Raw genomic sequence first — 12,018 nt, 5'->3', positions numbered from 1 at the left:
TTACTCCTCGTCGACGACGGCGACGGCCTCGATTTCGACGCCGACGCCCTTCGGCAGGTTGCCGACCTCGACCGCCGAGCGGGCCGGCGGTTCCTCGTCGAAGTAGGTCGCGTACGTCTCGTTCATCTCGTCGAAGTCGTCGATGTCGGCGAGGAACACCGTCGTCTTCAGCACGTCGGTCGCGTCCGCGCCGGCCTCCGCGAGGATGGCCATCACGTTGTCGAGCGACTGCGTCGTCTGCGTCGCGATGTCCTCGTCGTCGAGGAGGTCGCCCTCCGGCGTCAGCGGAATCTGTCCCGCCGTGTAGAGTAGCGAGCCGTTCGTCGTCGCCTGACTGTACGCACCGACCGCGGCCGGCGCTTCGTCGGTCTCGATGACGCGCTTCATACGCGGTGGATTTCGCCACGACGTGATAAAACAGGGTGGAACGACCGGGTCCGCGGCGGGGCGTCCCCGCCGCAGTCCGCCGGGTTACACCGATTTCCCGGAGAGGCTGATGCCGGTCGTGAGGACGCCCGAGGCGAACAACAGCCCCATCCCGAGCGCGGTGACCACGTCGCCGTCCCGGAGTGCGACCCCCGCGACGGCGACGCTGACGACGACCAGTCCGAGGCCGAGGAGAGTCAGCGGTTTCGTGAGCGATTCGGCGGTGGGTTTGGGGGTGGGAAGCGTCGTCATGGTTAGATGGGTTGGTGTGAGTGTCGGGTGCGGTCGGTCAGGAGTACGATTCGCCGGTCTCGATGGGGCCGCTGAACGTCGAGTAGAGGATGCCGAAGTAGGTGAACACGAGCGGCAAGAGAAGCGCCGACGCGACGCTCATGATGTTCAGCGGGAGCACCGACACGATGGCGTCCGCGACGGTCAGCCCGGTCGCGGGGTCGGCCAAGGGGAACATGAGCGTCGCCACGAGCGCGACGAACGCGAACACGAGGACCGGCACGGTCCCGAACGCGAGCGCGTAGCGCCCCTCGCGGAGCGCGAGCAGGTAGCCCGCGGCGGCGGCGAGGGTGACGGCGACGAGCGCCAGCGGCACCGGCGCGAGGACGCCGAGGTCGGGGCGGACGGCGACGAGGTAGCCGAGCGTGACGACGACGAGCGCGAGGTAGGCCGCCATCGCTCGCGGGCCGTAGTCGGCCACGTCGCGCTGGAGGCTCCCGCGGGTCTTCATGGCGAGGAAGCCGACGCCGGCGACGACGGTGAGCGCGACGACGGCGAGGCCGACGACGACGCCGGGGAGCGACAGGAGCGACTCGACGCCGAGAAGCCAGTGGGCGGCGAACACGCCGAGGAAAAAGGGCGCGCTCACGCTCCCGACGACGAACGCCCGCCCCCACCACGTCTGCCACGCCTCGTCGTGGCGCTGTTCGTACATCTCGGGGGCGAGCCCGCGGAGGATAAGCGCCCCGAGGATGGCGAACATGAGCAGGTAGTGGCGGCTGAAGAGGTTCGCGTACACCGCCGGGAACGCGGCGAACAGCGCGCCGCCGAAGACGACGAGCCACACTTCGTTGCCGTCCCAGAAGGGACCGATTGCGGCCAGAAGCGTCTCGCGTTCCTCGTCGTCCTCGCGGGTCGCAAACAGCGCTCCGACGCCGAAGTCGAAGCCGTCGAGGAACAGGAACATCCCGAGGATGAAGAAGACGAGCCCGAACCACAACTCTTGCAGTGGGAGGCCGAAAAGCGGGTCGGTGGCGAACGCGCCGTACTCAGTCATCGCCGGTCACCCCCGCGGGCGAGGCGGCCTCCGACCCCGCCGCCGTGTCGTCGACGCTCGGCGGTCCCTCGCGGATGATGCGGCGAATCACGTAGGTGTAGAGCGCGAGCAGGCCGGTGTACACGACGGCGAAGCCGACGAGCGTGAGCGTCGCCTCGAAGCCGGTGAGTCCCGGCGAGACCCCCTCGCTCGTCCTGAGGACGCCCTGAATGACCCACGGCTGTCGGCCCACCTCGGTGACTATCCAGCCGACCTCGACGGCGAAGATGCCGAGGAGCGACGAGCCGACGAACGCCTTGTGCAACAGGTCGTCGTCGTACAGTTCGTCGGTCCACCAGCGGTAGGCCGCCCAGAAGGCCAACAGGATGAACCAGAACCCCGCGGCGACCATGAGCCGGAACGACCAGAAGACGACGGCGACCGGCGGCGCCTCCGTACCGAACTCGTTCAGGCCGGTGATTTCGGCCTGCGGGTCGCCGCCGCTGGCGAGCCACGACGCCCCTCCGGGGATGCCGATGCCGAACAGCTCTTTCGCCCGCGGGTCGGTGATGCCGTCGAGGCTCGTCGGGACGGCGAAGATGTATTCGGGGACGTAGCTGTCGGTCTCCCAGACGGCCTCCATGGCGGCGAACTTCTGCGGCTGGGTCTCGTAGACGTGGCGGCCGTAGGCGTCGCCGTGAATCGCCTGAAACGGCGCGGTCACGAGCAGGACGACGAGCGCGACCTTGAGCGTCTTCCGCCAGAAGCGCGCACCCTCGCGGTCGTCGTCGGCGCTGATGCCGCGTTGCCAGACGTGGTACGCCGCGACGCCGGCCATGAACAGCGCGACCGACAGCACCGCGGCGTTCTGCATGTGGACGAACATCCACGGGAACCGCGGGTTGGCGTACGCCGCGATTGGGTCGACGAGCGAGACGACGAGCTGGCCGCTCTCGCGCGCGAGTTCGTACCCCCGCGGCGTCTGCATCCACGAGTTGGCGACGAGAATCCATACCGCCGAGAGCCACGTGCCGAGGCCCACGGCGACGGCTGAAACCATGTAGAGCGCGTCGGAGACCTTCTCGCGGCCGAAGACGAACACCCCGAGGAACGTCGCTTCGAGCATGAACGCCATCATCCCCTCGGTCGCCAGCGGGCCGCCGAACAGCTCGCCGGCCGCCGTCGAGAACGCCGCGAAGTTCGTCCCGAACTCGAATTCGAGGACGATGCCGGTCACGGTGCCGACGACGAACGAGACGGCGAAAATCTTCGTCCAGAACCGCCTGAGCTGTTCGTACACCGGGTCGTCGGTGCGGATGTCCTTCCACGTGAAGTAGATGAGGAAGGGCGCGAGGCCCATGCTCATCACGGGGAAGATGATGTGGACGATGGTCGTGAGCGCGAACTGCAACCGGCTGGCGATGACTGGGTCGAGCATGGTGTGGGGTGCGTGGTCGCTGACGACGAGGCGAACCGGGGGACGGGAGACGGTGGTGTGGTGACTTCCCTCTTAAACGCCTTCGTATTTGGGGAGGGTCAATCCCAGCATGCTTCCCACAAAGTGAAAATCATCGTAGACGGTGTCTATCGACCGAATTCGACATAATCGTCCGGGTAAAAAGCGAGCGTTCGTCGGCGTTCGTCCGGGGCAGAACCGCGTCTCACACTCCCGCGACGCGCCCGTCTCGGGCGACCCCCGGCCGCCGACGCGCCGACCCGACCGCTTCGACCGACGGGCATATGCCGGAAAAGTTCGGATTTGGCACATGAACCTCCTGTGGCAGGCTGTCCACGTCGGAATTGCGGTTCTCGGCGTCGCGTACCTCGCTTTCCCCGCGCGAGTCCACGCGTTCGGATTCGAGTTCCTCCGCCGCTCATCCCCGGACGGCTCCGAGGAGTCCGTCGCGCCGGTCTGGCTCTACCGGGGTATCGGCGCGCTCCTCGTGTTCATCGGGGTCACTGGACTCGTCTGAGCACCGGTCTCGAACCCTGAACCCGACCGCGCTGGCGACGCGGTCAGTCGAGGACTTCCACGTCGTAGCCCGCGCCGCGGAGCTCCCCGAGGAGCGAATCGACGTGGTCGGGACCGCGCATTTCGAGGTCGATTTCGACCTCGGTCGCGTTCAGCGCGATTTTCCGGGAGGTGCGGTCGTGCCTGACGGCGTAGATGTTCGCCTTCTCCGCGGCGATTATCCCGATGAGCTGTTCGAGCGAACCGGGGCGGTCTTTCAGTTCGGTCCGAATCTTGAGGTACCGACCCGTCTCGACGAGGCCGCGCATCACCACGGTCGTCAGCGTGTTCATGTCGATGTTGCCGCCGCACAGTGCGGGGACGACGACCTCGCCCTCCTCGTAGTCGAACTTCTCGAAGAGGAGCGCCGCGAGCGCGACGGCCCCCGCACCCTCGACGAGCGTCTTCGAGCGTTCGAGCAGGTAGGTGAGCGCCACCGCAATCTCCTCGTCGGAGACGGTGACGACCTCGTCGACGCGCTCGCGGATGACCTCGAAGGGTTTGTCGCCGATTCTGCGGACGGCGATACCGTCGGCGATGGTGTCCACCTCGTCGATGGTCTGAATCGACCCCTTGTTCAGCGAATCGGCGGCGCTGGAGGCCTGCTCGGCCTGCACGCCGATGACGCGGGCGTCGGGGAACTGCTCTTTGATGGCCGTCGAGATGCCGGAGATGAGGCCGCCGCCACCGATGGGGACGACCACGGTGTCGAGGTCGGGGCAGTCCGCCGCGATTTCGAGGCCGATAGTTCCCTGTCCGGCCATGACGTACTCGTCGTCGAAGGCGTGGACGTACGTCCGCCCCTCCGATTCCTCGATTTCGTGGGCCTTCGCCTGCGCCTCGTCGTAGTCGTTGCCGTAGAGTACCACGTCGCCGCCGTAGCGCTCGGTCGCTTTCACCTTCGAAATCGGTGCGTACTCCGGCATGACGATTTTCGAGTTTACGCCCGCCCGCGACGCCGCGAGCGCGACGCCCTGCGCGTGGTTGCCGGCGCTCGCGGTCACGACGCCGGCGTCCTTCTCCTCGTCGGAGAGCGTCGTGATGCGGTTCGTCGCGCCGCGAATCTTGAACGACCCCGTGCGCTGGGTGTTTTCGAGCTTCAGGTGCACCTCGGCACCCGTCATCTCCGAGAAGGTGTGGGAGTACTCCAGCGGCGTCCGCCGGGCGACCGCTTCGACGCGTTCGCGGGCGGCGCGTACGTCGGCAAGCGTGAGCATGGTCGGAAATCACCCGTGTCCGTGTTTAATCGTTCGGGAATCAGTCCGCATCAGGGGCGTGATGTCAACCCTCATGGTCGTCGGTTGAGAACTCGGCTTCGGCCCCGGAAACGCGCGCCGTCGCCGTGGCTCGCCGGTCGGTGAAAGGGGAAAGGGGGAATGCACGCGTGTGACGTGCAACTGTCTTTCTGATCCCCGTACACATAAACGTCCCCCACCCGGAGTGAAAGTGAAACCGAACGACTGCGGCGACCAAGCGCTCGCGTCTGACGCTCGGCAGTCGCGCGTCGCATCGAAAGCGACCGACGGGACCGCCGCTTCCGGTAGCATCAACTGCGCGAGGTCCGTGGCCTCGGCATGAACTTCGGTCGCCTCCGGCGGGTCTGGAAGCGCATCTTCTCGCTCGCGTGGCCGGTGATGGCCGAGCAGACCGCCCAGACGGCGATGCGGACCGTCGACGTGGCCGTCACCGCGGCGCTCTCCCCGGCCGCCGTCGTCGCTATCGGCCTCGCCGACCTCTACGCCCGGTTTCCGCTCCGCATCGGCCTCGGTCTCGGCGGCGGCGCAATCGCGCTCTCCAGTCAGGACACGGGAAGCGGCGCGGACGCCAACCGGAGCGAGGCCATCTCGACGGCGCTCCTCCTCGCGTTCCTCGCGGGCGTCCCGTTCCTGATTTTCGGCTTCACGCTGGGCGAGACGGCCATCGGCGCGTTTCCCGCGAGCGACCGGGCCGTGGAACTGGGAACGACGTATCTCGCGGTCGTCTTCGCTACCTCGCCCGCGCGGTTGGTCTCGCTCGTCGGCTCGCGGTCCCTACAGGGTGTCGGGGACACCCGGACGCCGATGCTGGTCAACGTCTTCGCCAACGTCGTCAACATCGGGCTGTCGGTCGGCCTCGGCTTCGGGCTTGCCGGCCTGCCGGCGCTGGGCGTGCTGGGCGTGGGGCTCGCGACCTCCACCGCCAACGTCCTCTCGGCGGGACTGCTCCTCGGCGCGCTCGCCCGCCCCGCGTCGCCGACCTCGCTGGTCCGCCCCCGCGACCGAACGGTCGCCGGCCAACTCGTGCGCATCGCCACCCCGCGGGTCGGCGAGGGCATCGCCGCCGAACTCGCGGAGTTCCCGTTCAACGCGCTCCTCCTCGGCTTCGGCGACGCCGTCAACGCCGGTTTCCAGATCGGCCGCCGGGTCTATCAGCAGGTCGCCAGCCCGCTGGCGCGCGGCTACAACGTCGCCGCCAGCGTCCTCGTCGGACAGGCCCTCGGGGCGGGCGACAGCGAGACCGCGCGGTATCAGGGCGAGGCGGTAGCGCTCCTGTCTGTCGTCTCGGTCGGCGGTATCGGCCTCCTGCTCGCGGTGTTTACCGAACCCATCGTCGGCCTCGTCGGCTCCGGCGGGGGCGCGGACGTCGAGTGGGCCGTGAAGTTCGCGGTCGCCTACGGCCTCGCCGCGCCGGGATTGGCGCTCTTCGTCGGCCTCTCCGGGTCGCTACAGGGCGCGGGCGCGACGCGAATCCCCTTCGTCGCCCGGCTGACCGGGGTGTTCGGCTTCTTCGTCGGTCTGTCGTACCTGCTCGTCGAGGTGTTCGACTACGGCCCGCTCGGCGCGCGAATCGGCATCGTCCTGTCGTTCACGTGGATGGGGCTGTTCGCGCTCGCCGCGTTCTACTACGCCGACTGGGCGGGCCACGCCGACTCGCTCATGGTCGAACGCGGGAGCGTCGGCGTCGAGGACGCTGGCGAAGACGACTGAACGCGGCGCGCGTGCGGCACAACGGGCGAACACGAGAGCGGTCGCGGGGGACGACGCATCGCTCCGGGGGTATCGGACGAAAAAAAGTCGCGTGCGACGCGTCGCCTATCGCTCGTCGACCGACGGGAGCTCCAGACCCTTCTCGCCGGTGTAGCGGGCGCGGGGGCGGATGAGGCGGTTGTCCTCGTACTGTTCGAGGACGTGCGCGATCCAGCCGCCGGCGCGCGAGACGGCGAAGATGGGGGTGTAGAGGTCGATGGGGATGCCCATCTGGTAGTACGTCGACGCGGAGTAGAAGTCCACGTTCGGCGCGAGACCCTTCTCCTCACCGATGTACTCCTCGATGGCGACCGACATCTCGTACCACTTCATGTCGCCGGCGGCCTCGCCGAGCGCCTCGGACTTCGCGCCGAGAATCTTCGCGCGGGGGTCCTTGACGTTGTAGACGCGGTGGCCGAATCCGGCCACCCGCTCGCCGCGGTCGAGGGCGTCTTCGACCCACTCGGTGGGGTCCATGTCGCTGTCGTCGACGTTCTTCAGCATTCGCATGACGTTCGCGTTCGCGCCGCCGTGGAGCGACCCCGAGAGCGTGCCGATGGCCGACGTGACCGCGCTGTAGAGGTCGGAAAGCGTCGAGGACGTGACCATCGCGGAGAACGTCGAGGCGTTCAGGCCGTGGTCGGCGTGGAGCACGAGCGCCATGTCGAACGTCTCGGCGAGCACCTCGTTCGGCTCCTCGCCGTTGAGCATGTAGAGGAAGTTCGCCGCGTGATTCAGGCTCTCGTCGGGTTCGACGTAGTCGTCACCGCGACGGAAGCGGGCGTAGGCCGCCAGCACCGACGGCATCTTCGCCGTGATGCGCTTTGCCTTTTCGAGGTTGACCTCGCGGTCGGTCACGTCCTCGAAGTCGGCGTTTTCGTCGTACGCCGACATCGCCGAAACGAGCGTTCGGAGCGCCGCCATCGGCGACTCGTCCTGCTCGGCGAGTTCGCGCGCCACGTCGAGGACGCCGTCGTCGAGGCCGCGGTGGGCCGCGAGCTCGTCGGAGAACGCGTCGAGTTCCTCGCGCGTCGGAAGCTCCCCGTGCCACAGGAGATAGAGCACTTCCTCGTAGCTTGCGTCCCGCGCGAGGTCTTCGATATCGTACCCGCAGTAAACGAGTTGTCCCGCGTCGCCGTCGATGAAACTGAGCTTCGATTCGGTGACCAGCACACCTTCCAGCCCCCGCTTCAGTTCGCCTGACATACCCGGAACGTTGCCTACCATATCAAAAAAGCGTTATCGTTTTCACTCATATGTTATCGACCGCCATACACATACGACGGCAGTTTCGTCTGTCGATTTCGGCGGTTGTTGCTGTCTAACATAGCGTTCGACGATTGTCGTTATTTTCGGTCCATTTATACGGTTGTCCCGAGTCGCGCCGCGCGCGCCGCTCGGGCGACCCTCGCAGTCATATACGTCGGTGGCGTAGTTCCACCGAACCACGGTGGCACCACTATTCCTGGCAAGCCTTTTGCCGTCCCGTCGTGAAGGCGGGCGCATGAATCCGGAGGACATCGAGTACGAGCCCGTCAGCGTCAAGGCCGTCCTCGCCGAGATGAAAGACACCGCGGAGTTACTCATCGACCTCTCGTACTCCGCCGTCCTCCACGGAAACGACGACCTCGCGGCCGAGGTCCTCGACCTCGAAGAACGAATGGACATCCTCCAACTGCAGGCGCGCATGAGCCTGATGATGGCCGCCCGCAGTCCCGAGGACGCCGAGGAACTCGCGCCCGTCCTCGGCGTCGTCGGCGCGGCCGAGAAGATTTCCGACGCCGCGGGCGACATCGCCAAGGTCGTCATCGAGGATATCGGTCTCCCGGACGCCATCCGCGCGGCGCTCCCCGAGGCCGTCGAGACGACGATTCGGTGCGAGCTCACCGACGAGTCGCCGTACGCGGGCCGCGCGCTCGGCGACATCAACATGGAGACCGAGACGGGCGTCCGCGTCGTCGCCATCCACCGCGCCGGCGAGTGGGTGACGAACCCCGACCACGAGACGACGCTCCGCGCCGGCGACGTGCTCCTCCTCCGCGGCCGCGACGACGGTCTCCAGACCGTCCACGAGGCCGCCACCGGGCTCCGGTACGACCCGCCGGACGTGCCGGAGCCGACCATCGAGGACCTCGAACGCGCCGTCGACTCCATCGTCCTGATGAAGGACATGAGCGAGCTCGCGGTCGACCTCGCCTACGGCGCGGTGCTGTTCGACAGCGAGGGCGTCGCCGAGGAGGTCGAGGAGCTCGAAGCCGAGGTCGACGCGCTCAAATCCCGGTTCGAGGCGTGGACGCTCCGCGCGGCGAGCCGGGTCGAAGACCCCGTGTCGCTCCGCGGGCTCGTCCAACTGGCGGGCGCGACCGAGATGATTTCCGACGCCGCGCTCGAAATCGCCGAGGGCGTCCTCCGCGGCATCGACGCCCACCCCGTCGTCGCCGCCGCGGTCAAGGAGTCGGACGAGGTCATCATCCGCCTGCAGGTCGCCCCCAAAAGCGACCTCGCGGAGGCGACCCTCGGCGACCGGCGCGTCAAGACCGAGACGGGGATGCGCGTCATCGCGGTCCGCCGGGCGGGCGGCCGCGAGTGGGTCGTCTCGCCGGGGTCGGAAACGCGACTCCACGGCGGCGACCACATCATCGCCAAGGGGACCCGCGCCGGCGCGGAGCGACTGGGCGAACTCGTCGGCGACGAGCGCGAGTTCGACGAGTAGGCCGGCCCGACCCGACCGAGACCGAACCGCCGGATTCGACGACTCAGAGCGTTTTACTCAGCCGATACGCAGAGACGAGCGTCAGCACCGTCGCGACGAGCAGTGCCGTCGCGGACGCGAGGACGAACGCGAGGAGGAGAAACCAGCCCTCGGGGCCGAGTATCGGGTACTCGCGCGTGCCGGCGAACGGGCCGAACAGTTCGAGGACCCGAAAGAGATAGGCGACGACGGCCAAGGCGAGACCGACGGCCGCCCCGATAGCGGCGTTTCGCGGCACGTCCAGCGCCTGCACCAGTCCCCCCGTCGGCGGCCGTTCGGGAACGTCGTCTGTCACGGTCGCCGGTTGCGGCCGCGAGACCATAGCGGCAACGCTTTCCTCGGGGCCTCAGTGGACCGAACCCCTAAAGGGAGACGGGTCCGAGGTTGGCGGTATGATTACCTTGGGAACGGCGAGCGCGGCCCCCGGGGAGATGGACGTGGGCCGCCTCGAAGTCGGCGAGTCCCGCGACGGCGGGAGCGTCGGCCTGCCCGTCGCCGTCATCAACGGCGCGTCGTCGGGCGAGACGCTCTACATGCAGGCGGCCTCGGACGGAGACGAACTCAACGGCGTCGGCGTCATCCAGCGGGTCGTCCCGCAACTCGACCCCGCGGAGCTCTCCGGGGCGATTCTCGTCGTCGGCATCGTCAACTACCACGCCTTTCAGGTCGCACAGCACCGCAACCCGATAGACGACACGAAGATGAACCGGGCGTACCCCGGCGACGAGCGCGGCACCTCCTCGGAGCGCATCGCGGCCGAGACGTTCGCCGCCGCCCGCGACGCCGACCTCATCGTCGACCTCCATCAGGGCTCGACGAGCCGGATGATAGACGAGGTCCGCGTCCGCTGTGGCCGCCACCACCGGATGCACGCCAAATGTCTCCGGCTCGCCAAGACGTTCGGGTGCGGCTACGTCCTCGACCAGAAAGGCCCCGACGGCCAGCTCGCCCGCGCCGCCCCCGACGCGGGCATCCCGACTATCGACCCCGAACTCGGCGGCTGTGTCGGCTGGGACGAAGAGAGCATCGAGAAGGGCGTCCGCGGCGTCTACAACGTCCTCCGCGGCTACGACTTCCTCGACGGCGACGTGGAACTCGAAGCCCAGACCCGCGCCCGCGGCTTCGACCAGTACGGCTCACCGGTCGGCGGCCTCGTCCGGTTCAAGCGCGACCTCGGCGAGCGCGTCTCCGCCGGCGACGTGGTGTTCGAGGTGACCGACGTGTTCGGCACGCTCAAAGCCCGCGTCACCGCCGACCACGACGGCATCTTCTGGCGGGCGCGCCGCCTCCCGCAGGTCGCCTCCGGCGAGTACGTCTGTTCCGTCGGCATCGACCTCGACACGTACTGACCCCCGACTCCGCGCTACCGACACTCCGACTCCACGCTACCGACACTCCGACTCCACGCTACCGACACCCCGACTCCACCCACTCACGTTCATGACGACATCACCCGAACTCCCGACCCGGCTCCGACTCGCGTGCGACGCCTGCGGCGAGACCTACGACGCGTGGCGCTGGCGCTGTGCCTGCGGCGAGCCGCTCGACTTCGCCACCGACCCGACGCCGTCGGCGGCCGACCCGACCGACGCCGACCTCGACTACCGCGACGGTCTCTGGGCGTTCGACGACTTCCTCCCGACGGAGCCGCACGCCAGCCTCGGCGAGGGGATGACGCCCCTCGTCGACGCCGCGGAGTGGGAGGCCTCGTTCAAACTGGAGTACGTCTTTCCCTCCGGTTCGTTCAAGGACCGCGGCGCGACGACGATGCTCTCCGTCGCGTCCGAACTCGGCGTCGAGCGCGTCGTCGAGGACTCCTCGGGCAACGCGGGGGCCGCCGTCGCCACCTACGCCGCCCGCGCCGGCATCGACGCCGAAATCTACGTCCCCGCATCGGTCAAGCCCTCGAAGGTCCGCGCTATCGAGCGTGCCGGGGCGAAGCCGGTCCGAATCGAAGGTTCCCGGCAGGCCGTGACCGACGCCTGCGTCGAGGCCGTCGAGGCCGACAACGCGTGGTACGCGAGCCACGCGTGGAACCCCGCGTTCTTCGCGGGGACGGCCACCGTCGCCTACGAAATCGCCGCCCAGCGCGACTGGTCGGTCCCCGACGCGGTCGTCACGCCGCTGGGCCACGGGACGCTCTTCCTCGGCGCGTACCGCGGTTTCCGCGCGCTCTACGAGGCGGGGTGGACCGACCGGATGCCCGAACTGTACGGCGCGCAGGCCGCCGGCTACTCGCCCATCGCCGACGCCCGCCACCACACGGCCGACGAGACCAACGACGTGGCCGACGGCATCCAGATTCTCGACCCCGTCCGCGAGGCAGAGATTCACGCGGCGCTCGACGACACCGGCGGCGACGCCATCGCCCTGTCGGCCGACGCGGTCGAAGACGAACTCGACCGGCTCCACCGCCACGGCTTCTACACGGAGCCGACCTGCGCCGTCGCGCCCGCGGCGCTCCGCGAACTGCGGCTCTCGGGCGTCCTCGACCGCGACGCCGACGTGGTCGTGCCGCTCACCGGGAGCGGACTCAAATCGTAACCTCGCTCAGTAC

At 68.3% G+C, this 12,018-nt stretch carries 12 protein-coding genes; 5 read left to right on the top strand and 7 right to left on the bottom strand.

Annotated features, from left to right (window positions below):
* The 4 genes from ACFQI8_RS07330 to ACFQI8_RS07315 form a co-directional block, all read right to left on the bottom strand.
* A complete protein-coding gene (locus ACFQI8_RS07330; RefSeq protein WP_390243704.1) occupies window positions 1-387 on the bottom strand; it encodes a Rid family detoxifying hydrolase in 387 nt (128 codons plus the stop codon).
* A gap of 84 nt (window positions 388-471) precedes the next feature.
* Window positions 472-678 carry a hypothetical protein gene (locus tag ACFQI8_RS07325; protein WP_390243703.1) on the bottom strand — a complete coding sequence of 69 codons (207 nt, stop codon included), beginning with the start codon at window positions 676-678 and terminating at the stop codon, window positions 472-474.
* Between the two features lie 37 nt (window positions 679-715).
* A complete protein-coding gene (locus ACFQI8_RS07320) occupies window positions 716-1,714 on the bottom strand; it encodes a cytochrome d ubiquinol oxidase subunit II (protein ID WP_390243702.1) in 999 nt (332 codons plus the stop codon).
* Window positions 1,707-3,131, bottom strand: coding sequence for a cytochrome ubiquinol oxidase subunit I (locus ACFQI8_RS07315; RefSeq protein ID WP_390243701.1), 1,425 nt, complete (start codon window positions 3,129-3,131; stop codon window positions 1,707-1,709). Before ACFQI8_RS07315 ends, ACFQI8_RS07320 begins: the two co-directional genes overlap by 8 nt.
* A 328-nt stretch (window positions 3,132-3,459) precedes the next feature.
* Between ACFQI8_RS07315 and ACFQI8_RS07310 the strand changes: the two genes are divergently transcribed.
* A complete protein-coding gene (locus ACFQI8_RS07310; RefSeq protein ID WP_390243700.1) occupies window positions 3,460-3,666 on the top strand; it encodes a hypothetical protein in 207 nt (68 codons plus the stop codon).
* Window positions 3,667-3,709: 43 nt separating this feature from the next.
* Here the strand turns inward: ACFQI8_RS07310 and ilvA are convergent, their stop codons facing one another.
* Window positions 3,710-4,921 carry a threonine ammonia-lyase gene (gene ilvA, locus ACFQI8_RS07305; protein WP_390243699.1) on the bottom strand — a complete coding sequence of 404 codons (1,212 nt, stop codon included), beginning with the start codon at window positions 4,919-4,921 and terminating at the stop codon, window positions 3,710-3,712.
* 357 nt (window positions 4,922-5,278) lie between these two features.
* Between ilvA and ACFQI8_RS07300 the strand changes: the two genes are divergently transcribed.
* Complete coding sequence (locus ACFQI8_RS07300; protein ID WP_390243698.1) at window positions 5,279-6,670, top strand: MATE family efflux transporter; 1,392 nt, start codon at window positions 5,279-5,281, stop codon at window positions 6,668-6,670.
* A gap of 105 nt (window positions 6,671-6,775) precedes the next feature.
* Here the strand turns inward: ACFQI8_RS07300 and citZ are convergent, their stop codons facing one another.
* Complete coding sequence (gene citZ / locus ACFQI8_RS07295) at window positions 6,776-7,915, bottom strand: citrate synthase (RefSeq protein WP_390243697.1); 1,140 nt, start codon at window positions 7,913-7,915, stop codon at window positions 6,776-6,778.
* A gap of 298 nt (window positions 7,916-8,213) precedes the next feature.
* On the opposite strand from citZ, the gene ACFQI8_RS07290 reads away from it, so the two are divergent.
* A complete protein-coding gene (locus tag ACFQI8_RS07290; protein ID WP_390243696.1) occupies window positions 8,214-9,422 on the top strand; it encodes a potassium channel family protein in 1,209 nt (402 codons plus the stop codon).
* Between the two features lie 43 nt (window positions 9,423-9,465).
* On the opposite strand, the gene ACFQI8_RS07285 is transcribed toward ACFQI8_RS07290, so the two are convergent.
* Window positions 9,466-9,783 (bottom strand): DUF7536 family protein, encoded by a 318-nt coding sequence (locus tag ACFQI8_RS07285; protein WP_148416006.1) that lies wholly within the window; start codon window positions 9,781-9,783, stop codon window positions 9,466-9,468.
* A gap of 70 nt (window positions 9,784-9,853) precedes the next feature.
* Here ACFQI8_RS07285 and ACFQI8_RS07280 point away from each other — a divergent pair, with 70 nt between their 5' ends.
* Together ACFQI8_RS07280 and ACFQI8_RS07275 are read left to right on the top strand one after the other, a co-directional pair.
* The gene (locus ACFQI8_RS07280) at window positions 9,854-10,810 is read left to right on the top strand and encodes a succinylglutamate desuccinylase/aspartoacylase family protein (RefSeq protein WP_390243695.1); all 957 of its coding nucleotides are present in this window, start codon (window positions 9,854-9,856) and stop codon (window positions 10,808-10,810) included.
* Between the two features lie 91 nt (window positions 10,811-10,901).
* Entirely contained in the window at window positions 10,902-12,005 is a 1,104-nt protein-coding gene (locus ACFQI8_RS07275; protein ID WP_390243694.1) for a pyridoxal-phosphate dependent enzyme, read from the top strand.
* Window positions 12,006-12,018: the final 13 nt, after the last annotated feature.

Source organism: Haloferax chudinovii, from assembly GCF_042663345.1.
GTDB classification, from domain to species: Archaea; Halobacteriota; Halobacteria; order Halobacteriales; family Haloferacaceae; genus Haloferax; species Haloferax chudinovii.
This window is presented reverse-complemented; position numbering and strand designations above follow the sequence as displayed.

Coding starts and splice junctions, on each gene's coding strand:
- ACFQI8_RS07285 (WP_148416006.1), bottom strand. CDS start 9,783: ATGGTCTCGCGGCCGCAACCGGCGACCGTGACAGACGACGTTCCCGAA.
- ACFQI8_RS07330 (WP_390243704.1), bottom strand. CDS start 387: ATGAAGCGCGTCATCGAGACCGACGAAGCGCCGGCCGCGGTCGGTGCG.
- ACFQI8_RS07325 (WP_390243703.1), bottom strand. CDS start 678: ATGACGACGCTTCCCACCCCCAAACCCACCGCCGAATCGCTCACGAAA.
- citZ (WP_390243697.1), bottom strand. CDS start 7,915: ATGTCAGGCGAACTGAAGCGGGGGCTGGAAGGTGTGCTGGTCACCGAA.
- ACFQI8_RS07280 (WP_390243695.1), top strand. CDS start 9,854: ATGATTACCTTGGGAACGGCGAGCGCGGCCCCCGGGGAGATGGACGTG.
- ACFQI8_RS07310 (WP_390243700.1), top strand. CDS start 3,460: ATGAACCTCCTGTGGCAGGCTGTCCACGTCGGAATTGCGGTTCTCGGC.
- ACFQI8_RS07300 (WP_390243698.1), top strand. CDS start 5,279: ATGAACTTCGGTCGCCTCCGGCGGGTCTGGAAGCGCATCTTCTCGCTC.
- ACFQI8_RS07320 (WP_390243702.1), bottom strand. CDS start 1,714: ATGACTGAGTACGGCGCGTTCGCCACCGACCCGCTTTTCGGCCTCCCA.
- ilvA (WP_390243699.1), bottom strand. CDS start 4,921: ATGCTCACGCTTGCCGACGTACGCGCCGCCCGCGAACGCGTCGAAGCG.
- ACFQI8_RS07315 (WP_390243701.1), bottom strand. CDS start 3,131: ATGCTCGACCCAGTCATCGCCAGCCGGTTGCAGTTCGCGCTCACGACC.
- ACFQI8_RS07275 (WP_390243694.1), top strand. CDS start 10,902: ATGACGACATCACCCGAACTCCCGACCCGGCTCCGACTCGCGTGCGAC.
- ACFQI8_RS07290 (WP_390243696.1), top strand. CDS start 8,214: ATGAATCCGGAGGACATCGAGTACGAGCCCGTCAGCGTCAAGGCCGTC.